The following is a 25,264-nucleotide window of genomic DNA, read 5'->3' as shown; positions in this document are numbered from 1 at the left end:
TATGATGTTTTAAATCTAAATCATCTACAATTTAATCCTACTCGCAGCATCCGAAGCAATCACCAATCCGGCTGCCATCATAATAATGTCTTTCAAAACTAATCTACCTGCTCCCGATAGATAAGGAAACCCATAATGTGGTGTTGGCATATCTCCTCCTAAATTGGGCACATAAACCTCTGGCGTGGTAATCAAGAAAGATAAGGTTACGATAGACATTCCAAAGGTTAATAATCCTCCGATGAGTCCAACTTTTGGCATCCAGATTCCCAGCAATACAAAAATTCCGATGATCACAATGACTGTTCCTAAACCATAAGAAAATAAATAAGTGCCATTTGATTTATGCCACTCAATTTTCTTTTGAACCATCTTACCCTCCGGATTTTTATGTAATGTATACTCAGCTACCGTTTCGCCCTTATCATTGACAGCGGTGTTACCCGTATTTTGATAAAAGAAACTCATGAATGGACTATTGATTACAAAAGGAACAATGCCATCTGCCTCATATTGAAAGGCTTTCAGTCCTCCTATCCACGCCATAACCACAAAAATAGCGATGCGCAAAAAGTTAATATACTGAGATTGACTGCTGCTTAATAAATTAATTATTTGATTCATTCTTAAATAGATTAAACGCAAAAATACTAATATAGCTAAGAGTATTAAACATGAATTAATCTTTCCCTAGACCTTACACCTCCATCGTGCTTTTGATTTTGTCGATGTTGAGGCTGTTGGCCATGGCGTTGAAGATTTCGTAATAGGTACTCTCGTTTTCATATAAATCTTCGTGGGTACCTTGTTCGATTACTTTCCCTTGTTCCATCACAATCACGTGCTCGGCATCGATGATCTGAGAAATACTGTGGGATATCACAATTACGGTTCTCCCCTTTTTAATGGCGTCTATACTCTTCTTAATCTGTTCGGTGGCGATGGCATCTAGACTGGCGGTAGGTTCGTCTAAGAAGATTATTGGAGGATTCTTCAAAAACAAACGTGCAATAGACACACGTTGTTGCTGTCCGCCCGAGAGTAGCGTTGCTTTAGAATCATAAGCATCGGGCAGCTGCATAATTTGATCGTGGATATAAGCCTTCTTAGCCGCAGTGATAATCTCCTCATCGGTGGCATTGACCTGACCATACAGAATGTTTTCACGAATACTTCCATTAAAAATATGATTCTTTTGCAAGACCAAACCGATGTTATTCCTTAACCACTCAGTATCGTACTCTTGTAAATCAACGCCATCTAATAGAATCTGACCCGATGTCGGTGCATAGAATTTATCCAATAAATTAATCACCGTACTCTTACCTGCCCCACTCAATCCCACCAGGGCATTGATGGTATTCGGTTGTATTTTCATCGACACATCATACAAGGCCTTAGTTCCATTCGGATATGCAAAATCCACATTTTTAACCTCAAAAGAACCTTTGAAATCAGTTGGGATATATTTCCCACTAAACTCCGTTTCTTCGTCCGCATCCATAATCTCAAAGAAGGCATCCGAATAAATAATCGCATCCTGCACTTCATCATAAATTCGATGCAATTGCTGAATCGGCGCTGAAACATTATTAAACAATAGAATATGAAACATAATCGCACCTATCGTCATACTTCCATTCAGTACAAAATAAGCCGTAAGGATAATGATGATCACCACCCCAAATTGTTCGGTTAGTTTCTTCAAACCATCAAACAAGAAACTCAACTTCCTGGTTTCTAGTTGATTTTCGGTAATATCTAATTGAATCGCCTCGTGTTTCTTGCTCTCAAAATCCTCCCTGGTAAAGGATTTAATTACCGTAATCGAGTTAATCAGACTAATAATACTATTATTTTTAGTCTCTCTATACTTCCTCATGGTTCGCCTAAAGCCTTTCAACTTCTTGGCTTGCAAACTACTGATATAAAAAAACAGCGGGATGATCGCCAAACTCACCAAACCTATATACACATTAGCATTGAACATAATTACCAAGGCCACAATCGCATTAAAAAACAAAGGTAAAATGTCGATAAAGAAATTCTTTACCAATTGGGTAAGACTCGAAACTCCTAAATCAATTCGGGTTTGTAGTTTACCACTTTCATTGGTGGGCGAACTATAGAAAGCCATGCGATAAGTCAAGATTTTATCTACAATGTTTTGCGCAAAATCTTTAGAAATATAAATCTTCATCTTTTCGCCGTAGAACTTCTGTCCGAACTGAACAAAAGCATACACTGCCTCTTTCAATAAGAGGATGATACTAATCGTCGTCAATAAAGTGAGACCTTGTTTTAACGCATCATCAGACTCGGTCAATAAAGTCAGTTCATCGACGGTATAGCGCAAAACCAAAGCATTCACCTGAGCTAAAAATGAACCAACAACGGTCAAAATAAGCGAGGCAATCACCAAGTTTTTATACGGCAATACATAAGACCAGAGTTTTTTAATCAGGTCTAATAAAGATTGTTGAGGTTTTTCTTTTTTATTTTTTTTCAATACTTAAGTCATTTTATAGGATGTGATCATTTGAATTTAATTCGCTTTCGCGCTAAATACCAAGCCATGTCAGAACAGAGCTAAAGCATCTTACACAGAAAGCTTGCATTAAAGTTTATTGAAATGAATCACGAATGTTATCCTATATCTGACAAAAAGTTAGCCAAAAGGTTTAATGCATTATAAACAAACAAAAGCCTTCAACCTTTTAAATTAAAGTCATCAGAAAAATAATATACTTAAGATTTTATTTTATTCTAATCTCCTTGACCAAGGAAGAAATAGGAATGACTAAAACATTTTTACCTTTTACTAAAAAGATAACATCTTTGGTTTTTCCAATTAATTTTCCGGTATTGATTTCATTGTCTACTAATTTTATAGATATATCATTTTGCTTTACAATTCTTTCTTTGGTGTATCTACCATAATAATTGGCCGACAAGTATAAATAGAGCATAAAAGTAAGAACAAAAGCAACTAGTTTATAAGTTTTGTACCATGGTTTTTGATCATGCCCTAAGTTGGCTTTTGAATAGGATTTTGGCCAATATTGTTTCCAAACTAAATCTAGTTTTATCAATAGCAAAACAAACAAGATAGATGTTGTTGCAAATAGTAGAATATAAAAATCAGAAAAAGGAGCTATCAGAAAGTCAAAGACATCTGAATAATTAAATATGTTAATCTCAAATTGAGAATATTTCTGATAGTTAAACAACATGCCTATGCCCACAGCAATCACATAAGAAGCTGTTAAAATAGTTTGAATCTCTTTGATAAATAGCTCATAAGTAGCTCTAACGAATCCTTCTCTCATCGAATATCTTAGATTAAAATAGCCCTATAAGTCATCAAATTCGGTAAATTGTTACCAGAAATTCAATGTTTTTATAGGGCTGTCTCTAATTTTTTTTAGACGCTTAAAGCTAAATACTTACGGATTCTCTTCAAGTTTTAAAACAGGGCTACGCCCAAAAATGCACCAAAACTATTGATGTTTTCTTTCATAGGTCCGTAGCGATCTAAATTCGTTCCAACACCAAATTTGAATTCTTTATAGTTCACCCCAGCACGTGCTTGAATATAACTTCTAGCATGCGAATCAGGATTCAAATTTTGTCCATACAATGCTTGCAAACGGGTATATAAATTCCAATTATCGTTTATTTTGGGAGTGTATTCCAAAATGGTTAATCCTTCAATCACACCATCTTTCATGAGGTCTACACGCGGAGAAACCACCAACAAAAACTCAGGTGTCTTATAAGAATACATCAATCCAGCAGTAGGTCTAAATCCAGTTACATTGGTCACATGAAACCCTGCTAAAACATCTAATCCTTTGATGATTTGATAGGTCAATTGTCCTTGTGTCATTAGGTCTTTAATCTCTCTTTGATCCCATTCTCCAACCACGTTGGTAACACTAAAAAAGCCCAATCTCGGAATACTCTGAAACTTTTTATTTACCATCAAATCTACACTCACACCTCTATCGCTGATCAAGGTTTCTAGGTTTACGGGCGGATTTTTTACAGGTTGAGGTGATTCCTGTGCCCAGAGGCTGTGGAGAGTCAAGAACATGAGTAAGGTCAAAAGGTTCTTTTTCATTTATTTAAGGTTTAATATTTAAATTATAGTTAAAAATTTAGATTGTAAAAGGTTGAGATGTCGCTATGGAATTTAATTCCACACGCCAATTCTCTTAAAATTTATTCTAGGTTCTTGAGTATCTTTTGTAGCACTCCAAAGGCTATTTCACGCTCCTCAGCAGATACACCTCTTAACGCATCTTCGTTGGACTGGGCTGCACATTTCGCAGTTTCTTTTTTAAGAGATTTTCCTAAGTCGGTTAAATAAATTCTAAAAACTCGTTTGTCATTCGGGTCATCTCTTCGCTCCACCAAGCCTTTCTTTTCTAAAATATCTAAAATACGTGTTACGTTGGCACGATTGCGATTGGTAGATTGTGCCAGCTCGGTTTGCACCAGACCATCTGTAATCCATAGGTGCGCCAACACACGAAACTGATCTGGTGTAATGGGTAAATCAACTTCTTTCATCAACTTACTCAAATGCCTAAACATAGCCGTATGAGCTAAATTCAACATCCTTCCAAAAGATTCTTCAAAATTAAAGTCCATCTCTAGATTGTTAAGTGCGCAACAAAGTTAAGGCTATAGTTTAATTCTTCAAAATTCTCTAAATTCAATTATATGCTTTATGCGACATTGAGCAAATGTCTTATATCACCCTTAAATAATATCCAAATTCAAATAACCTTAAAGCCTTACTTCTACATCAATCTGTCTACCCTCTGCAAGAGCTTTTTTGTCCAAACGCGTACCAACGGCAATTCCTATCAGCATTCCAATAGGTAAGCCTATCGCCAATAAAGCCATATTATCGAGGACAGCACCAAATGCTACTCCTAGCGGAATACCAAAAGCAGCCATACCTAGAGCCAACCAAAGATTGCGATAATGATTTTTGGTTACCAACTTATGCTCTTTTTCAAGGAGTTTAATGATATGAGATTGAGTACTTTTTATTTCTTTTGCTAAGTCTTTATCTGAATCCGAAACAGCGTTTAACTTTTCAATTCCATTATTAATGGCTTTTAGCGTTTCATTTGATAACTTTTTCGTCTTCAACTCATTTAATAGGTTATTGAATTGAACATAAACACTATTCAGCTTTGTCGACTGATTTATGCCAGGTCTATCTTTTAGTTCTTTTATTTCCATGAGTAGTTATTTAGTTAAAGATCAGAATTTTAATTTAATTATGGTTTATAATTCGCTTTTATAATTCACACTATTAAAGCAAGTCGTACAAGATGTACTTTAAATAATCCTGCTTATTCATTTTCTTATTTAACGCTTGGACTACATTGCGAGCAATTCGCCTCTCCTCTTAGCCTACCCTGTTCGTCTAGTTCATATTGACAGCATTCATTGAACTTTTTCTTTAAAATTTCCTTTGCCCTACTTACCCTAGCCTTAACATTCTCAAGGCTGATATCTAAAGCCTCTGCCACCTCTTTTTGCTTTAAACCTTTGATATAAATCAATTCAATCACTTGATTATAAATTTCAGGTAAATCGTCAATGAATTGATCAAAACAGCAGATATGCTCATACTTTTCTAAAAGAGCTTCCTTAGGGGAATGCAGTTCATCTACATAAATAGATTCTTTGTTGAAATGATTAGAAATCTCATTACGTGCAATTTGAAAAACCCAAGCCCTCGCCTTCTCTTCTTTTTCGAGGCTGGATAAATTCTTATGAATTTTAAAGAAAGTATTCTGAAAAATATCGTTGGTGATATCCTTATCCTTCACCCTTTTTAAGATAAAGAAATAGAGTTCTTCATTAAAATTATCCCAAATATTTTGAGTCTCCATATCCAAAAATAAATAAAAGCCTAGTCTTTCGACTAAGCTTTGTTTTATTTAACAACATTCGCATTTTGTGCATTCACATTTCGTGCATGAACAATTGGCTTCTAAACAATTTCCGCAATTACATTGTGTACATTCGCAGTTGGTGCATTTACATGAATTCATTTCTTTTAATTTTTAAGTTCATTAAGTAGACCAGCGGAACTTAAAAAAGATACATTTTTCCTGTATTATTTTATAAAAGGCTATAAAACTAGAGATTATCCCCCGTTTAATGTTGAGTTTTCTAATGCTTAAAAATCCTTTAAACTCTTAAAACTAGTATATTGTTTTTTGGCACAGCGAACTTTTCCAATTAATTTATGTTGAAAGTACGCTAGCCTGCATCCGTATGAATCTATATAGGATTTGTAGCACTGAGTTCCTTCTTCCTAATCCATTGTACTTCATTTGGCTTAATGGCTAGAATATCGATAGGACCTCCAACGGTTTTAATTCTTTGTTGAAACTTAAAAGTCTCAATAGTCGTCCTCACAGCATAAATAGAAAAGTCAATGGCATCCTGTAGAGTGAAAAAGTTGAAAGGGATATTCGTTGCATTTACATCTGTCCACTCCTCTCCATTATGAATTTTAATATCGTTTAATAATCGTGTCATGACTTCAGTTTCTCCGCCCCAGTTTGCTCCATACTGTATTTGACCACCCGAATAATTAAGCCTTGTAGTGATGCCATGATGAATATCTATAAAATAAATATGAGGAATAGAAATTCCATTCTCTAATTTATAACCACACAAATAAAAACATGTTTCAGGCTTAGCTAAATAATCTCCGAAAAACTCATGAAGAGATTGAGGGATTTCATCAATTTCAGTATCTGTTTTGATTTTCTCCTCTATAAATTGATTGATATAACCCGAAATCGGAATACCATTGATATCCGCTGCACCAAAAGTAGCCAGGCCAAACTTTTCCTTGATCTGAAAAACTTTATTGTTTGAATCACTGGCCGTGATGGAATAGTTATTATTAATTCCATTATTTTCTTGATTCCAATTTAAGGTCAATCTGCTATCTCCCGCTAAAATAATTCCTTCAGGCGCATAGGTGGTAATGATCAATGACATGCTTGTTTAGTGTTTTTAGATGGTAAATGGATCATGAATATGAACGGTCACGAGTTTAAGCAACTAAATTAGCAAATACAAACCGAATAGAAAATCCGTTGTTTCGTTTGAGATAGGATTGTTTAAGCCGCTTTCATTAAGAAGTTTAATTTTTTTAAAAATTCTCTTCTAACTGACTAGGTTGTAATCTTTGTATTTGTAAAAATGATTTCACATATCCATTTCCAAAACTTTTGATTTCCAAGACAATTATTTCATTCTCATTCGCCTCAAAAGTTATTTTATGACTCTTTAGAAGTAATCCGCCTTTTGCAAATAGTGTATGTTTCCCTTTGCAAATGTTCCATTTTTTGATTTCTCCTCTATTTAAACAACCAATTCTCTTATTATCTAAATAAATATTTACACATACTAATCAAAAGGGGAATTCATTTTTTCGTTTGACAATTAATTTAGGCACGTTAATTTATATTAATTCAATACGATTTTTCATTCTCAGTATTGTATAACGTGTTATTGTATGATTTGTTTCGTGCTTCAAGCACCAAAGTTAGCAAATAAATAACTGATTGATAATCCGCGAGTACTTTCGTAAATTGGCTAAAACCAAGCAATTAATAATATACGGAACTGCCAATAGTTTTGATTCAACATTTAATGCTTTTATCGACAAAAACAATATAACTAATAAAAAAATCTTCTTTAACTAGAAATAAACATTAGAAAATCAACACATTAAAATACCTCCTTATATATAGAAGCATTTCCACCATATATTTTGACTAAATGTTTAATTGCTTTTTCCATTCTCTTTGGAAGATTGTTTTCAGAAAAAGTTAATTCCAAATAGATAGGAAGAAGATAATTTATATTGGGATCTTTAGAAGGAATAAATTTATTATTTATAATCTTTCCTTCTTCAATACATTTAATATTGTTTTTACAAAATAAATATATCTTGTATCCATCCTGAGTATTATTACCTTTAAAAGATTGAATTTCAAATTGATTAATTTTAGCTATTTCAATTTTACCGTAAAAATTTGTATCTCCAATTTTGGTTATATAAACCAAGTAGTTGCCATGAAATTCTAAATGACGTGGATAAAGAGATCTATAAGAGTGGTTATTGATGGTTGACTCTATCCAAACTTTTGTTTCATTTTTGGTTTGCCCCAATAAATTTATAGGGAATAATGATAATAGTAGTAAAAGCATTAAAATTTTTGATACTCTCTTCATTTTGTTTATTATTTTTTAATAAATAATCTTCTAAGATTTATACTTTGTAAAAGTATTGTGTTAGAGTCAATTATACCTAACATTTAAAATAGGTTCGTCTAAAGATATAACTCTTTGAATCCATTCAACATTTCCAATCTAATCTAATTCCATTAAGTCTTGTCCCGATTTTCATTAATACTAAATAATGATTATTCGGGATTTTTTATTCTTATACCTCGCCAAATATATCCACTCTTACCAAATTCATAAATTGATACACTCTCAACACCTTCTTGAATTTTGGGAAATGTTAACCAGAAATTAAAAACCTTTGGCTTTTTACTTTTTATTGAATATCTAGTATTCAATTTGTCATTACCTAAATCTGTAATAATACTACCTCCATTCTCCCATTTATAGCCATAGCCATAGGTAGACAAAAGGAGATCCTGTACTTCAACTTTCTTTTGAGCTGTTTGATGATAAAGTTTAAGTAAATATTCACTAGGCATGGTACTAGTAGTTAATTTAGGCATTTCCATTTCATAATCGAATAGTCCCTGTGATTCCATGCTTTTTCCAAGTTCAGATTCCACCATCATAGTCCATCGACTTAATGAGAAAATAGGCCTTCCCCTCTTTTGACTTGGTACTTGTATTAGTATTTTAGTTTTATTCTCATATATTTCTACTCTTTCAATTGTAAACGATGAAACATTTGTAGATTTAACGAATGGTTTGACTGTAACAAACTTTTGAGCATTTGATTTTTGGAAAACGCAAGTAATAATTACTAGCAAGATTAGTTTTACTCTATTCATATTTATTAACTCCTATACAATAATATTTAAATTCTATTTCTACACACTTCTTAAGTTAAGCTCAATAAATCCTTAATTAAATTATTTAATAAAATTAACAATTAAACATGTAGCCCACAAAAATAATTAATATTTTGTTAAAACCCATGCGCTATTGTTAAAATATTATACTAGCTTTTAAACTGTTCCCCTTATCTTAAACGCACAGACAACAATCCAAGCTAAAATCAACAACTCTATCATTCGTTGATATAATCCCACATAGGCCGATGTCAGATTAGAGGTGAATATAAACACAAAAACAGAACTAAGTAGGCCTAAAGCGAACGAGATATAAGCAAAGGTTTTATAGTTCGAGAACTTAATTAAACCAATACCAGCTATAATAATGCTTATGGGTACAAATGTATAAATCATGAGAGCTGATAGATTATGTATCACTTGCGACATACTGGGATTAATAAATTCTGGGTTGCAGCCACTATCACAGGGAAAGATGGAAACCACAACCGTTCCGATACCGTAGAAAATGCCTACTCCATAAAATCCAACCTTAATCATGCTAGATGAAGGAAAATAACGAACGACTAAAAAGCAAAACCATGTCAATAAGATTCCACTGGGTATATATCCTAAAAATCTTAACCAAAAGCCGTAGGCCGTGTCTATGGCAAATGTTTCGCTTATAAACTGACGACTTACACTATAATCCTCAATTAAAAGTCCTCCTGCCACGCAGCTGGCTACGAACAATAGCACCCCGATGATGCCGATTACAAATATACTTTTATGGTTCATGGGGTGGTTTTTAAGTGAACTAACCTATACGAGTAGACTAATTCTATAGATGAAAAATATTACTGTAGATCAGATCTGACGAAAGGCCATGGCTAATTAAATTATTCACTAAGTTAAGCCAATCCAAAGTAAAAACTGAGTATTCCTAAAGTATTAAAAAAGCCATGTATCATAATCAAAAACCACAAATCATATTTTCGAAGGTAGAATATTATGGATAAAAGTGCTCCGATAATCATAACAACAAGTTGCCCCGTAATCCCTTGCTGCATGTGCATGTATCCGAAAAAGCTACAAATTAATAAAATATTAATTGCCAAACTTAGTTTACTATCTCCGAAGAATTTAATGAACTGTTGCATTAGATACCCTCTAAAAATAATTTCTTCTCCAAATCCCGCAGTCGCCCAAACGATTAATAACCAAACGATGGTGACTTCAAGGTTACCTTCCAATTGGCTCATGCTTGAATAATCAATAGGCACTCCTGTCAGCATCTCAATCCCAGGAACTACGGCAATGACATAAAAGATAAATAATCCTAGTGCAACTAACGGCGCATGTACAAGGAGATTTTTAGCATTGAAGTTTTCTCGTTTAAACCCAAGTGCAGAAAATGGCTTTCCCTTGTATTCTATATAATTGGCTATAATAATGATGATAGCGATAATTATATTTTCAAAAGCAGTTCGGATGATAGGCCCAAAATACATAAAACCAATAATCGCTAACGTGATTAATGGAATTACTATTTGTCTTAAGCTAAATTTATTCAAATTTCATTTTTTTAATTATTATGAGTACAACCTGAATTAAATCTAGCTGTTTAGAAAGCTGTTCCTATCGGACGAGCCATCGGGCTAGTAAAATCTTTAATAATTACCCTGGCAATCTTAATATAAATTCAACTTTAGCTTAATTTAAATGTCAATTAAAGAATAAATTAGCCCGCTTATTTCCATTCTTAACTTATAAATCTAACAATTAAATCCATCCTCTGCATCACTCTTTTGCAATTTATAATATTAATCCCTTAACTCGAGATATGCTCATACTTGGCTTTGAGCTTGGTAATGGACATCAAACAATGAAAAAGATATTGGTAAATTCACCAATAACTTTGATAATTACTATTAAAAAGCATTTAAACTACTGCAAATCAAAATATACATTTAGATAGAGACGAAATATAATTTTAGATTAATCTCAGTGTTAACCTATCATAAAACCAATTCGGTTTTATACTCTGGAGTTGATTCATTTGCTAAAAATAAGTCTAATTCAGTTTGGTTATTAAATCCTTGAATTTTGCTTTTATATTTTGATGCAATTTTTGGATCTTCAATTTCTAATTTTCGATTTGTGCTAATCTTCAAGTATTCTTCTTCTTGATCTATACCCAAAAAACGTCTGTTTGCTAAATTCGCAGCAATTCCTGTAGTACTACTGCCAGTAAAGGGGTCTAAAATCCAAGCATTTGGCTTGGTTGAAGCTAAAATTAAGCGAGTCAATACTGATAAGGGTTTTTGTGTAGGATGTTTTGTACAGCTCTTTTCCCACGGTGCAATGGCTGGCAGCTTCCACACATCTTTCATTTGCTTACCCCCATTAAGTTGTTTCATTAATTCATAGTTGAAGTAATGTGGAGTTTTATCATTCTTTCTTGCCCAAATTATTTGTTCCGTTGAATGCGTGAAATATCGACAAGAAAAGTTCGGTGGTGGATTGGATTTCTGCCAAGTAACTATATTCAAGATTTTGAAATTTAATTCTGTAAGTATCTGGCCAACGCTGAAAATGTTATGCAATGTTCCACTTATCCAAATCGTAGCATCCTCTTTCATTATTTCTCGAGCAAATGAAAGCCATTGCCTATTAAATTTATTTATATACTCTGCACCAAGTGATTTATCCCACTTACCTTTATTTACTGAAACAATCTTACCACTTTGAATAGATAAACCATCATTTGATAAAAAATAAGGAGGATCTGCAAAAATCATATCGAATTTATGATTAATTTTTGGCAATATCTCCATTGAATCTCCATGAAGGAGATAGAAATTCTTATCGTTCGATATGTAGTATGGTTTTAACAATTTCTATAACTCGTTTTTTACTCTATTTATAAAATTAGGTAAAGTTTTTAAATTATACACATGAGGAATATGCGTATAGGCTTCTTGTAATTTATTTTTAGCGGTTTTCCAACCTTTGCCATCTGTTATCCAAACAAATTCAAATTTGTCATACTGATTAATTTTAGGCGCAAGATCCGTGTATGATCTTGCAACTTCATTAAGCTTTGAACCTCCAGAGTTATAAAAATTTGTTTCAATGAGATAGGTGTTTTCTTTGGTTTTAATAACAAAATCAAAGCGTTTCACATCTTTACCAAAATGAATTAATTCTGGAAAATTTGTATGTCTAACCTCTGCCTGATAGGGAATATTATTTTTAGAAAACATTTTCCCTATAGCTTTTTCCATATTTTTACCTCCTCTATTCTTACGTGCATTGGTATCAAGCCCAACCTCAATTCCAAAAACAAAATCAACTAAGTTCTTCACCTGTTTATTTTTAAACACATCAGCAAGCCCTGTTTTCACTAAATATTCATAAACCAATTCAGGTGTTTCAAAATAGCTGTAAAGTTCTCTTATATTTCCATCATCATCCAGAACCGCTCGATTGTCTCTAACTGCAATTATTATGTCCAAAACAGAAAAACAACTTTTGTTTTCCTTGAAAAGATTGACTACAGCAGATTCTAAATTTTCTTGACCAATCAAATAATTCAATTGATTTAATTTAATAGAAATCGAATCTACATTCCTTATGATCTTATCAAAATCAACAAAATAGTCAAGAGTAGAATTTGTTGTACTTAATTGTGATAGAAATTCCTCAAAAGATTTAGGCATATTTTATTTGTTATTAGTTATCAATAATTCGGTTAATTTTCCTCTTTTATTTGGATTTGCATTAATACTTCTTCGAGCATTTACTCTATGAATATTAAAATCTGCATATAAATCATCAAAGAAGTTATCGTTTGGATTTTTCCCTTTAACATCTGAATTACTCAATATCCATTGATGGTTCAAGTTATCCAATTTAACACAAAATTCTTTTAACCGTATTTGTTCTAGATCATTAAATTCGTCTTTGGCATAAGAATTAAAACTTGATGTTTCACTTAATGGTTTATATGGTGGATCAAAATAGAAAAATGTATTATCGCTTGCAAAATTAAGCGTATCAGAATAATCTCCATTTAATATTTCCACTCTTTGAAGCACTTCAGAAACAGCTATTAAGTTTTCTTTGTTACATATCAGTGGTTTTTTATAACTACCAATAGGAACATTAAATTCGTTTTTACGATTAACTCTATAAAGACCATTGAAACAAGTTCTATTCAAAAAAATAAATAAAGCACTTTGAGTGGTTTGATTAGAATTCCTTAAATTATATTGGGTTCGTTTGGCATAATAGTATTCCTTTTTTTCTACCTCATTTTCTGAAGCTAAATAATATTCGTTTTGCCAATCTGAAAGAATTGTAATTAAACCATCCACATCTTCTTTTATTGATATGTAGCAATTTGTTAAGTCTTGATTTATGTCATTTATAATTGCACTTTGCAAATTGGGAAACTTTTCCAACATCCAAAATAAAACTGCACCACTTCCCACAAAAGGCTCAATGTAGGTGAAGTTTTTCTCAAAGATATTTTCCGGTAATAAGTTTTCAATTTGTTCAATCATTTGAGTTTTTCCTCCAGCCCATTTTAGAAATGGTTTTGCAACTATTTTTGTCATAATCATTAGTTCATTGACCGTAAAAATACATTATTAATTTCAAATCAGAGGATGTTGAATTTACGCTTTATTACTTTAGAAAGCTCTAGAAGTATTAATACCTGATACTTATAGTTTTTAATATCTCATATTAAAAAAGTATTCTATTTATAAATAGTTATTTAAACACTCTTGCCCAATCATAAACAACATCAATTCGAATTATAAAGAAACAAAACTAGCTAATTCTATACTTAATATTTGAAATTGACATCTCAAAGTGTATTATTTCTATATAGGTTTCTTTTCCTTTCAAAGTTCGACTACCAATCGCTTTGAAACCAAGAATTACAAACTACTTTCATTGAAGCACTTGAGAACAACTGTTTTATATTTTACCGTAATGTATTATTTCATTTCTAAGAAAAATACAAGTAAAAGTCTCAGCGGGGTTATGTAGTTTAAGGAGTAGAAATACCTCTTGTACAGAAGTCGTTCCATATTCTATCTATTTAACTTTTAGTTTCTCGTGTGATCAATTAGTTTATTTTTTCAATTTTTCCAGCATAATAAGGGAATAAATTACTTGTTCTCTTATTTATATTTACATTTATTTCTTTGATTTTTATTTTTTGCCCAACCTTAAAATTTTCTTGAATTAATCTGTAATTAAGATAGTATTCCCCACAATAATAATTTCCGAAATTATCTTGTTCAATAATTCCTTCATATCCTCCCATAGGTAATTCTACTTCAGCTGATATAGAAGTAATATATTTCCATTTGCTTTTATTTTCTAGTTTATTGGAATTATCATCAATAAAGGTTTTTAGGTAATCTAATATTTCGATTAAAGAATAACACAATGATTGATATAAATAAGTAGAATTACTATGACTTAAATAGGAATCTGCCTTAAATTTCCCTCCAAGATTATGTGAAGCATCTTGTGTGATAGCTAGAACATACCTAATGGATTCTGCAATAATAGGATTTATAATCTCTTGATTATATTCATATCTATTGTCAGCGTGTGAAAGAAATCTACTTACACCATTTAAAGATTCATGGTAAACCTCATCAGGTATTAATCCTAGCTCGTTTAATTTTTTAAAAATTGCCTCCAATACTTTACGCATAGGATTTACAGAATCACTTGGATTATAGATGTCTTGAGGTGCTTCTATATCTTTAATGAACTGAAGAATTCTATCATACTCTTTCTCACCTAAATATTCATTATTACATAAGGCAAAAACATTAGGATATTTCAACTTTAACTTCGTTAATACTCTTTTGTCACACGCTTCCTTTATATCGCGCCATAAATCAGCTTGATCTTCGTCACTATTTTTATCATAGGTTCTCTTACCAAAATGTTCATCTTCAAAAAGAGCTTGAAAATTATTTTTACTTTTCACAAAGTTGGGTTGACCAGAAAATACAAACCAAGGAATCAAAATACCTTTTGCCTTCAGATCAGAAATAGCTTTGGCTACCTTACCAAACGCCTGATCTGTTACACTCTCATTTTCAGAATCCTTAACAAAGAACAACCCATCCAACAATATAGCATCAAAACTGCTCCATGAATTCAGTAACATTTCGATTCCCACCTCAGCATTAGAAACACCAATAAGCTCAATATACTCTTCATTTGCGTTGTCTATCGTGTTAATACCCTTGGTATTAAACTCATCATCGAACCATAAAACTCTATACATAATCATCTAAATTTATTGTAAACGGTAATGTAATTTCAAAAGAGGTAGAAATTAAAGGATAATCAATTCCCTCTGGACCACTTTCATCTGTAATTCCAACCTTTCCACCATGGGCTTCTATGATTTTCTTAATTAAGTAGCCGCCATATCCATCTCCGGAACTCCCAGAGCCTTTATGGCCTTTCCTAGTTAAGTCGTCAATGGAAAAAAACTCTGGCAATGTAGCACCATTATTAGCAATATCTAATTGCAACATATTATCAGAATCTAGATCAAACAAAATCTCAAATATTAAAATTGGATTGGGTTCATTTGCAAATGCATGTTTAACAGCGTTTTCTACAACATTATCCAATGCAATACGCAACAATTTGGTATCACCATAAACATTCACAGAATCAATCTTTTGACTATCTATCAAAGATGTGTCATATTTAAATTTAACCTTGTAATTATTAGAATTATTTACACTCAGTATATTGGTGTAATCCTCTATAAATTTAATGAAATTAAAATTTACTTTATTCATATCTAACAAATCAATTTCCAGGCTAGTCCTTTCTAAATTTGATTGAATTTCCTTCAATTCATTTTTAATGATTTCTATATGCTCTCCGAGTGTAATTCTAGAGCGTGGAGACTTTGTGAACTCCTTCATCTCTGGATATTTATCAAAGATTTGATTCTCTAAAATATCTTGTAATTTCATAAATGAATTCCTCATATTGGCAGAACTTCCGGCAATTGAATGCCTTAAATAGGAAATATTATCAGCTTCATTAATACCCGATTCTAGTTTTAACTGTCTCAAGGCATCTTCCTCTTTTCGAATTTGATTAATCTTTTTATCAAATATATAGTTCTCCTGAACCTTTATAGATGGGATAATAATTCTAAGCCCTAAAAGATCTCTTACTGACAATCTATAGTTTTGCGTTCCTTGTCCAGATATAGTCTGAATTTGATTTTGGATATCATCTGAATTAAAAATAAAGAAAAAATACTCTAAGTTCAACTTAACATTCTTCTTAGGTTCTAACAAAACATGATGATAGCTTTGGAAGTAAGTTTTTTCTCCCTCTCTAGTAATACCGCATAAAACCTTTCCACCTATAAGGTTAAATATAAGTACACTTTCATCTACCCATTTATATTGGCTAGGATTGAGTATATCTTTTTCTTCCAAAGAAGGAAGATATGGATTAGCCTTCTCCAAATCTTTAAATTGAACAACTGGAAGTTTTTGAGTTATATTTTCAATTTCTCCTTTTACTACATCAAAGTATTCCGAAATAGATTTCCCATCAAAATTCTGTTTCACTAAATGCTTTCCAACAGATAAGTTAAATTTATCTGATTTAATTTCCTGACGTGTTGAGCTAGTTGAAAAGGATTTATCAAGTGAAGAAACTTTCTTCAATGCTTTTTGAACATCAAAATTCCTTTTTGTTCTAACACTTTTGAAGGTGTCTGATAAATCAATAAATTTAATCGAGGAATTATCACTCCTATTTTTGTCAATCAAAACAATACTACACTTTATTGCTGAAGTAGGGAAAACACCAGAAGGAAGGCTAATAACTTTATCTATTAAATTTAACTCAATTAGCTTAGCCTTTATTTTAATATCCGATTTTAGTGAACTCTGTAAGAACTTCTCGGATACTATAATAGCTCCCTTACCATTAGCATTAAGCACATCTATAGCGTTCAATAAAGCAAAGCTTTCAGCGGTTCTAGGATCGTCTAATTCCTTTTTATTATACTTCAATGATATAAAAGGCGGTGTTGATAAAATAATATCATATTGACCCTTACGTGGCCAACTTGAGATAGAATCAGTAATCTCAACATTTGCATTTATTAACCCATGAACTCTTAACCTCAATTTAGCCAAAATAGCAATAACAGGGTCAATATCTTGACCATAAAAAGATTGATTCTTATCTAGAAGCAATGCATAAGAACCTAATCCCATAAAAGGATTGAAAACTGTACTCTCAGAGTCTATATTGAGACATTTTACAATAAATTCATTAACCTCTATTGAGAAGAAAGAATAACTATAATTACTCCCATAGCTTAATAAATCTAGAAAATACTCAAAAACTTCACTGATTCCATGTTTTGAAATCAAATCTCTATATAAAGAGATGCTTTTTAAATACCCCTCATTTCTAAGCGTAGTTTCAAGCTCCCTATTTGTATTCGAAAGAATATTATATACTTCTCCATAATAGGAGTCTGAGCATAAAGCATCAATCAAAACCTTGGAATTCGCCTCTTCCAATAAATCTATGGATATAAGTTCATCTTTAAGCGCGGATAGCAAGAATAAAGAAACAATCGGATAAGATTCAGCTAACCTATGAACACCTTTTGTTTTGATTGCTAAGCTTTGAAGATCTTTAAAAAATTCAGAACTCATAAAAAATTGACTATTGTACTTCATATCTATCTTGTAAGCAGTTGCAAAATAACACCAAATGTATGCAAAGTAATTGCACAATTAGTACCATTTTATTTAGACTTGTTTTTATCTTATGATATTTAGTAAGAATTACCTGCATTAACTACCTCATTTTTAAACATATAAATCATTCATTCCTATTACTTCATTTCGCATCAAATTAATTAATTCTTCTGGTTCAATTACTTGCACATCTTTACCATAGGACAATAATTGCTGAACCAATTCTCGATTAATTACGGTATCAAACCAAACTTGATCTCGTTTAGTATCTTCTAAGAATTCTTCATAATCTGGTTGAAACGGTTTTGTCTTAAAATAGTGCTCTCTTCCATTGTAAAACTTAAGCACAACCCTAACAATTTCTGCATCGGCATGTCTTGTTATTCCTACCATTGTCCGGAAATAAGAATCCCAATCCGTAGATGATTCTTTATACTCCACATCGTCTAAGACAGTGAAACCTTGTAATCTTTCATCTAAAGGAATGCTCCAATGATCTATATCTCTAGATTCATTTCTACCATAGACAAACCAACGTCTGTTATATTGTTTTAAAATATGTGGATGAAATTCAAATTCAAAAGTTTCTACATCTTTAAATCCTTTATATTTGATTTTTAACACTTGCTTTTTCTTTATCGAGAGATATAAGGGCTTTAAAAACGAAATTCCTTTATATTCCTCGTTATGATCATAAAAAAGTAATTGACTATCATCAATATCCTGATCTTCCTCATCCTGAAATTTAACTAAAGCCTCTGCCAACTTATTATATTTTGGATGATTTTCGAATCTGGCCAACAATTCCTGAGTGGCATTCATCAAATATTGTTCATATTCCAACAATGGTCGTTGGGCTATAGAGAACTCTTCTGAATATTGATAAGTTCTTAAATTAACCGGAAGAGGTGCTCCAAATCCATTTTCTTTATCTCTGAAAAGTTTGATATCATCTCTCAGAGTTCTCACAGAAATTCTTTCTCCTGGGTAATAATCATCTAAACGACTATTAACAAATTCTAGAAGTTCATCAAATTTTAGAGATTTCTCTCTAAAACAATAGTCAAGAATATTATATCTTAAATGTGCATGTGTACTATTAGCCATTAAACAAAAATGGTTTTATGAATAAAAAAGAGAAACTCAACTTCTAAAATAGCCATTTTAAATACATTTTTCATTATTCTTTTACCATACTTATTTATAGAGAACAATAATTTGTAAACATAAACACACAATAAAATTTTAAAAAGTCCAAAGTTGTCCAATTTGAGTTGTTTTTACTCTCCAGATTACTACACTTCTCTTATATGATTTTGGTAGTGCTACTACCCATTCAACGAAGTTTTAAAGGGTTGATAAAAACAAAAAATCATAAAATCCAAATTTATTTTGCACAAAGGCATAATTTATACACAATGCCTTCATCTAAACCTTCTATTTTTATCCCAATTGTTATCTAGAGCCATGGTTTACCGGGTTTTATACCCCGCTCGATGTAACCGATATACAAATTATAAGCTCGTAGGTTTTAGGGGTAGTTTAATTATCTAAAAATTATACATTATGAATTTTCATAATAATTTGAAAGTCCCTCTTGTTATCCAAGAGCGACTAAATCCACAGGATTTAACCGAACCTGGAAAATTTTATGTAAAATCGGTTAAAAGTGGTAATTCTGATCTTAGAAGATTGGCTTACCTAATCTCTAGTCAGTCCACTGTTCGTCAGGCGGATTGTTTAGCCGTGCTAGATGGTCTGGTGCTCAACATGATGGATGAGCTTTCTCAAGGTAGAGCCGTCGAATTAGGTGATATCGGAACTTTCAGAGTTGCGGTGACTTCCAACGGAAGTGCCACCCCCGAAGAAGTGAACGTTTCCAATATTCGATACTCGAGATTGAATTATCGCCCGAGTCGCGTCTTTAAAAAATGGCTCAAAACACTCAACTTTAGCATTATGAGCTAGCCTGCTAAAGTACCGTAAAGGTGAAAACCTTGAAGCCTGATATGTGTGTATCAGGCTTTTTTTATGGTTTTGAGCCAAAAAATAGTCGAAAAACTCCCCCATAAATATAAATTTCTTCAGGGAGTTTTGCTAAAAAGTCCGTGAAGAAATAAAAAAAGTTCACGGACTTTTACTTCAAACTCTACGAAGAAATAAAAAAAGTCTGTGAACTTTTTACAAAAAGCATTAGAGCTATGATTTCAAAGCTTTTGATGTAGCGTTTGAAAGCTTTTGATTGACTTTACTCTACCTAATGAGAGGCATTCCTCTATGCACCACTACAAGCTTCTCTCCAATTCCTATCGAAATTCTCAATGCACGTTTGCTAGAATAGCAATGAAAAGCTTCTGATTCTTCTGTCTAAAAGGGTTACATATTTCTCTCAAATAGTTTAAGTTCTAATTCAGCTATATTAGACAAAGTGCTATCTTTTAATTGAAGTTTAGCTGAAGCAATAATTTTCAAATACTCCTCCTTTCCTTTTTCCCCATCCATTTTCGTCCATGGGATAACTTTCAAACCTAATTTATTTTGAATTATACTATCAACTGGGAAATGTGGTGGTGTAGGTATTCTATCTAAACACCAATGATATTTTAAATAAAGATTTAAGAGCTTTTGAGAAACGCCAAAATTTAAACCATTAATTAAAACCTTATCGAATTGCTTGGTGAATTCACTCAAATTCTGAATATTATCAACATGTCTCTCCTCGGGCACCTCCTGAAAATATTCCGATTTTAGCAACTGATTGAGATGGTTTTTTAAGGCCTCATTAAATTCTCGTTTATCTTCCGCCTTAGCATCTGACCTGTATATCTTAACACGTTGAAATGCACCCAGACGACTAAGTAACCATATTTCGTTGTCTATGTATTTTGTTTTCATAAGGGGTGAGTTATAGAAATTTTAGACTTAATTTTCTTAAATTAAAGAAATCATACTAATTAAATAGCCAACATAAAAAAGCAATAATGTCAAAAACCAGATTAAATAAGACCAATTTGAACTGGTTTAATCATTCCATTCACTACTAGTTCTTACGATTCAACCGATATCTCTAACTTAAATTTATTCCATAAGAATTCCCTTTTGCATCAGCATTTGGTTGTTTGAGTAAAAAGGAACATCTGTTTCACCTAATACAGCTGCTGGAACATTGGTTAATTCATTCAAGTTATCCATTGGAACAATTACTGTTTTAGCTCCATTTTCTGATAACATCGTTATTTTATCAGCAAAATTGTTGGCTCTTTCTACTGCTCCACCTACAGATAAATTCCCCAATACAGCTAAACCAGGTTTTAAATTCTTTTTATAAATAGCAGATATAATCGCTATATAAACCGCAGATCCAATACCTGTTGAAATATTTGCTCCAAGCAAATTAGAAACCTGAATCGTGATATCAAAGTTCTTTAATGAGTGTTGCTCGTTGAGTATACTCTTCTCATTGGCCTTAATGTATTGGAAGGTGTTTTTCACATTTTCCTTAACTGGGGTGCTACTAATTCCACTAATATTCAATTTTCCAGAGCCAGAGGTTACTACTGCTTCTATTCGCACCAATACCAAACTTTCTCCGTCACTAGTAGCTGTATAGCAAACTCCAGGAGGCAAAGGATTATTCTCAATTAAGTGTGAACCTTTTTCTTCTGGAAGCCCAACGTAATGCTCTTCTTGTGTTTCCTTATCGATATATGAGAAATTGGTATCCCAAAACTCCATTCCCCCAATTCTTTTTAATTGTTCTTTCACACGACGACGCATTTCCATCGCTATTTCCAAATATTCCCTAACATCCTCTTTGGTGAAGTTACCGTCTGGATGCATTAATTTTATATATCCAGAAACAGTTTTCTTAACAGGCTTGGTATCCCTTTGTTTTAAATGAGAACCTAACGTAAAGTATTCTTCAATAACATCAGTATAAGTTGTTTTACGGAAAGATTTTAAACATTCTGAAAAATAGTCTGTACTAAATCCGAAATTACTTGTGAAGTTATTCGGAGAGAATTTAATCATTTCCCAGCCGGGTAAATAAAAATGAATCCTATCTAAAAAGGCTGTATCATTATTTACTTCATCAGAAAGAGGACTGAATAGATGGCTTGTTCTTAAAACAGTCTCTACCGGTTGATTAATATTTCCATTTAATATAATAGAAGCAACTCCGGTTATTTCACCTCCTGCACCAGCTCGTGAGAAAGACCCAGACTCCATATAATCCTTCATAAGTGGCACAGCATCCTGATCTTTAAATATCTTATCTGTGGCCTCATCAAAACAAATGGCATCCCATTGCCCTACAGCACCTACTCTACCTGTTCCACCATGAACAAATAATTTTGCCACTGTTCCTTGCCCACCAGAGATAAGCACAGCATAAGGTGTCAATTCTTTAAAGACAAATGATTTACCCGTAGACCTTGGACCTAATTCTATGAAATTAAAGTTAGATTCCACCATAGGGATCAACCTAGACAATAATAACATTTTAATACGATCTGTAAATCCTTCTGATTCTGGTTCATAACCACAGCTCCTCAATAAAACATTTAACCATTCCTTTTTATCAAATTCTTTTCTTTTTTGAATTATTTTAGAGTTGTCAAACGATGATAATTGAATAGGTTTAATATCTTGAATAATAAAAGGTGTTCCTTTATTTCCATCTTTTGAGAAGGCGTCATACTCAATGTCTATAATCGCCCAGATACCTCCCATCAGCATTTTATCATGGGTACTAACCATTTCGTCTGAAATAACACCATTTTTGATATTACTGTTCTGTAGATTGGCCCAATAAACATCTTTAGACGTATCCAATTTTACAGAAATTTTATCGATAATTTTATAACTACCTTTTTCTCTAATCTTAGATTGAATCAAATCACTTTCCTCTGGGTTTACATAATGCTCTGAAAGTATTTTCTTCACATTATTCATACCCTCTCTTATTTTCTCCTCATTATCTGTAGAACATGAGTTAGCTAACAAATATTCTAAAACAAATACAGGAACATTAGCTCCAACTTTCACAAGTCTCACTAAATCTTTCTTTACCACATAACCCCTAAAAGACTCTAAGAGTTTATTGTCTAAATCATCTAATGTTATCATATCTATAATGTTTTAAAATAAGCCACCTAAATCCCTTGCCGAACTTTGAGTGATGATAGCTTTGTCTAGTTGTTGTTTTGTATTAGCATCTAAAATTTTAACCTCAATTTGTTGATGCGAATCAAATTGATATTCTTTTTTTAATTCCTCCCCTTTTTCAATCGTGAATATATCACTCTTGTTTATTTCTTTTCCATCTGCAAAAAACATCAAGAAAACTTTTCGCTGCATAGCAAATAAATTATCTGCTTCTGCATTTCCTTTTAGTTTAATGGAGTATATATTACCCGTGATGTCTTTCAAATCTGACTTATTAGATATCACTACTTCTAATAAATCCTCTTGTGTTCCCGTATTTGTCCATTTAAGATATGGAATCAATGTTTCCTGTGGAGAGATTCCACCATGGCTAAATCCATATACTCCTGGAGTTTTAAAAGGACCTAATCTCTTCGAGAAATAGCAGTATTCATAATCCGAATAATTCTGTGAAATTTCCATCATAAGATGATCATCTATTTCCTGACGCTTCTTAGTACGGATATATCTCTCGTTCTTAGCTGCGTCACTAGATAATTGCACTTCTATTTTGTCTGAATTATCCAAAATCCCCGTTAGCGTATAACCATGATCCGTCAACAGATAAACCTGCTTATATCCGTTTCTTAATAGTTGTTTTATTTTAGCAGCATAAGTGTTAGCAACGGAATCAAAGTATTTAAGAGCTTGTTGTTGATAGGTCTCTCCTAATTTATCGGGGTCTTTACAACTACAGATTAAAAAATTCACCTTATCTGTAGTTTCATTCACATTATCTAAGTCAATGAAGCCTAAATCTAGATCTGCGTTATTTTTGGTTAAATATTCTTCTCTTTCTTTTTTAGTTGAAAACACCTCTCCCGAATCAACATAAAGTTGACTCATATTATGCTCTGTTTCAGATGGTAAACCTGCCAACATATAATCGCTCGTCAACTCATATTCTGTATGACCCATTGCATCTATAATATCCTTAGAAAACTCCCATGCAACACCATCACCTACAATTATGGCTGTTTTTGAAGAGTGCTTATTTAATATTTGTTGAATTCTACCGGTTTGATTAGACGAGTAATCTTCAATATATTTAAACCACTTGTCTAAAAATATATTCGAAAGATTCTTGTAGTACAATTGCCATGGTTCTATCAACTCCCTTTGGGTTAAAAACTCACTATATAATTTGCGTATAGCTCTATCTAATTTATAGAAGTGTTTTAAATAAAAATCCACCGCTTCTTGAAAAGAGCTAATCTGATTTATATTCTTTTCATCAAACTCTAAGATAACTTTTACATCGTTCCAGAATAGAATATTCAAGCTCTTCGCAACCTTATTTCCATTTCTTTGATTGATCAATGGCAACATTTTATCCACATAGGCTTTGTCCGAAATATGCTTACCTATTTCTATAAACCATTGAATATCTAAATTTTTAAATGGATGAGCCACATGAACCTCAAACAAGTCTTCTTTTTGGCCAGTTTTATAGTTATCGATATAAGCTAATAGTGAATCCTTATAACTATAACTATCTATCCAAGTATTGTAAACATTCAGAAGAGTCGGATGAATATTATTTTTTATTAACCCATCTAGTAAGTGATGAACAACCTCGGTTGCCAATGTAGAAACAGGTTTTTTAACATAAATCTGTTCTATTAGTTCTGATATCTTTTTATAAAAGATTTCTTGGGTAGATTCATCATATTTTTTGGAAAAAGATTTAGGATCATGTAAAAATGGTAACAACTCTTTTTCTAAATCAAAAATTTCTGAACTTCCTTTATGACTTAAATCTAACCAATAGGTTTCGGTTTTCCCAATACTCACTTTTGCAGCTGAAATCAGTTCTTCTTTACCTAAATTGATATTTAGATTTAAATGAACCTTGACTTTATTTTTGATATAAGTATCTAAACGAGATATCTCTATAGTACCATGAGTTTCGGTATATTCTCTTATGAACTTTAAGTCTTCTCTTGGAGTTGTAGTATAAATAATAAACTTATCCTGTGAATTATTAGACTTTTCTATTTCATATTTAATCTTTAGTTCTTCTAATTCATCCTTCGCTTTGAAAATAGTGACATCATTCCCAAGGCTATCTAATAGAAACCAAGACTCCTTGGTCACATCAATTACCACCACTATGGAGTGTGTGTCCCAAATATTTTCAATGTCTTTTTTAAACCAGTTGTCTATCAT

The 25,264-nt window shown here is 32.3% G+C and carries 22 protein-coding genes; 1 reads left to right on the top strand and 21 read right to left on the bottom strand.

Annotated features, from left to right (window positions below):
• Positions 1-24: 24 nt before the first annotated feature.
• The 18 genes from NLM59_RS07460 to NLM59_RS07375 all read right to left on the bottom strand — a co-directional run bounded on the left by NLM59_RS07460 (position 25) and on the right by NLM59_RS07375 (position 18,994).
• Positions 25-624 carry a DUF417 family protein gene (locus NLM59_RS07460; RefSeq protein ID WP_304417136.1) on the bottom strand — a complete coding sequence of 200 codons (600 nt, stop codon included), beginning with the start codon at positions 622-624 and terminating at the stop codon, positions 25-27.
• A gap of 73 nt (positions 625-697) precedes the next feature.
• Entirely contained in the window at positions 698-2,422 is a 1,725-nt protein-coding gene (locus NLM59_RS07455; protein WP_304417171.1) for an ABC transporter ATP-binding protein, read from the bottom strand.
• Between the two features lie 334 nt (positions 2,423-2,756).
• Positions 2,757-3,329, bottom strand: coding sequence for a hypothetical protein (locus NLM59_RS07450; RefSeq protein ID WP_304417135.1), 573 nt, complete (start codon positions 3,327-3,329; stop codon positions 2,757-2,759).
• Between the two features lie 137 nt (positions 3,330-3,466).
• Positions 3,467-4,123, bottom strand: coding sequence for a hypothetical protein (locus tag NLM59_RS07445; RefSeq protein WP_304417134.1), 657 nt, complete (start codon positions 4,121-4,123; stop codon positions 3,467-3,469).
• 101 nt (positions 4,124-4,224) lie between these two features.
• Positions 4,225-4,656 (bottom strand): MarR family winged helix-turn-helix transcriptional regulator, encoded by a 432-nt coding sequence (locus NLM59_RS07440; protein ID WP_304417133.1) that lies wholly within the window; start codon positions 4,654-4,656, stop codon positions 4,225-4,227.
• 138 nt (positions 4,657-4,794) lie between these two features.
• Positions 4,795-5,259: a hypothetical protein gene (locus NLM59_RS07435; protein WP_304417132.1), complete on the bottom strand. Its 465-nt coding sequence runs from the start codon at positions 5,257-5,259 to the stop codon at positions 4,795-4,797.
• Positions 5,260-5,384: 125 nt separating this feature from the next.
• Positions 5,385-5,918, bottom strand: a complete 534-nt coding sequence (locus NLM59_RS07430) for a sigma-70 family RNA polymerase sigma factor (RefSeq protein WP_304417131.1) — start codon at positions 5,916-5,918, stop codon at positions 5,385-5,387.
• Positions 5,919-6,312: 394 nt separating this feature from the next.
• Positions 6,313-7,044, bottom strand: coding sequence for an Ntn hydrolase family protein (locus NLM59_RS07425; protein ID WP_304417130.1), 732 nt, complete (start codon positions 7,042-7,044; stop codon positions 6,313-6,315).
• Positions 7,045-7,779: 735 nt separating this feature from the next.
• Positions 7,780-8,286, bottom strand: coding sequence for a hypothetical protein (locus NLM59_RS07420; protein ID WP_304417129.1), 507 nt, complete (start codon positions 8,284-8,286; stop codon positions 7,780-7,782).
• 191 nt (positions 8,287-8,477) lie between these two features.
• Complete coding sequence (locus NLM59_RS07415) at positions 8,478-9,089, bottom strand: hypothetical protein (RefSeq protein WP_304417128.1); 612 nt, start codon at positions 9,087-9,089, stop codon at positions 8,478-8,480.
• Between the two features lie 177 nt (positions 9,090-9,266).
• Positions 9,267-9,887: a DUF998 domain-containing protein gene (locus tag NLM59_RS07410; protein ID WP_304417127.1), complete on the bottom strand. Its 621-nt coding sequence runs from the start codon at positions 9,885-9,887 to the stop codon at positions 9,267-9,269.
• Between the two features lie 113 nt (positions 9,888-10,000).
• Positions 10,001-10,663, bottom strand: a complete 663-nt coding sequence (locus tag NLM59_RS07405) for a CPBP family intramembrane glutamic endopeptidase (RefSeq protein WP_304417126.1) — start codon at positions 10,661-10,663, stop codon at positions 10,001-10,003.
• A gap of 444 nt (positions 10,664-11,107) precedes the next feature.
• On the bottom strand, positions 11,108-11,986 hold the full coding sequence (locus NLM59_RS07400; RefSeq protein WP_304417125.1) for a DNA-methyltransferase: 879 nt from the start codon (positions 11,984-11,986) through the stop codon (positions 11,108-11,110).
• Between the two features lie 3 nt (positions 11,987-11,989).
• Positions 11,990-12,811, bottom strand: a complete 822-nt coding sequence (locus NLM59_RS07395) for a type II restriction endonuclease (protein WP_304417124.1) — start codon at positions 12,809-12,811, stop codon at positions 11,990-11,992.
• A gap of 3 nt (positions 12,812-12,814) precedes the next feature.
• Positions 12,815-13,711, bottom strand: coding sequence for a DNA adenine methylase (locus tag NLM59_RS07390; RefSeq protein ID WP_304417123.1), 897 nt, complete (start codon positions 13,709-13,711; stop codon positions 12,815-12,817).
• A gap of 518 nt (positions 13,712-14,229) precedes the next feature.
• Entirely contained in the window at positions 14,230-15,414 is a 1,185-nt protein-coding gene (locus tag NLM59_RS07385) for a hypothetical protein (RefSeq protein ID WP_304417122.1), read from the bottom strand.
• Positions 15,407-17,842, bottom strand: a complete 2,436-nt coding sequence (locus tag NLM59_RS07380) for an N-6 DNA methylase (RefSeq protein WP_304417121.1) — start codon at positions 17,840-17,842, stop codon at positions 15,407-15,409. The genes NLM59_RS07385 and NLM59_RS07380 overlap by 8 nt, the downstream gene beginning before the upstream one ends.
• A gap of 156 nt (positions 17,843-17,998) precedes the next feature.
• On the bottom strand, positions 17,999-18,994 hold the full coding sequence (locus NLM59_RS07375; RefSeq protein ID WP_304417120.1) for a helix-turn-helix transcriptional regulator: 996 nt from the start codon (positions 18,992-18,994) through the stop codon (positions 17,999-18,001).
• Between the two features lie 459 nt (positions 18,995-19,453).
• Here NLM59_RS07375 and NLM59_RS07370 point away from each other — a divergent pair, with 459 nt between their 5' ends.
• Entirely contained in the window at positions 19,454-19,855 is a 402-nt protein-coding gene (locus tag NLM59_RS07370) for an HU family DNA-binding protein (RefSeq protein WP_304417119.1), read from the top strand.
• A gap of 408 nt (positions 19,856-20,263) precedes the next feature.
• Here the strand turns inward: NLM59_RS07370 and NLM59_RS07365 are convergent, their stop codons facing one another.
• The 3 genes from NLM59_RS07365 to NLM59_RS07355 form a co-directional block, all read right to left on the bottom strand.
• The gene (locus NLM59_RS07365; protein ID WP_304417118.1) at positions 20,264-20,782 is read right to left on the bottom strand and encodes a hypothetical protein; all 519 of its coding nucleotides are present in this window, start codon (positions 20,780-20,782) and stop codon (positions 20,264-20,266) included.
• Positions 20,783-20,965: 183 nt separating this feature from the next.
• Entirely contained in the window at positions 20,966-23,017 is a 2,052-nt protein-coding gene (gene brxL / locus NLM59_RS07360; RefSeq protein WP_304417117.1) for a protease Lon-related BREX system protein BrxL, read from the bottom strand.
• A gap of 12 nt (positions 23,018-23,029) precedes the next feature.
• On the bottom strand, positions 23,030-25,264 hold the full coding sequence (locus tag NLM59_RS07355) for a hypothetical protein (protein WP_304417116.1): 2,235 nt from the start codon (positions 25,262-25,264) through the stop codon (positions 23,030-23,032).

The organism is Profundicola chukchiensis (assembly GCF_029664245.1).
Classification (GTDB): Bacteria; Bacteroidota; Bacteroidia; order Flavobacteriales; family Weeksellaceae; genus Profundicola; species Profundicola chukchiensis.
Note: the sequence above shows the minus strand (reverse complement) of the source record. Positions and strands in the feature narration are given on the sequence as shown.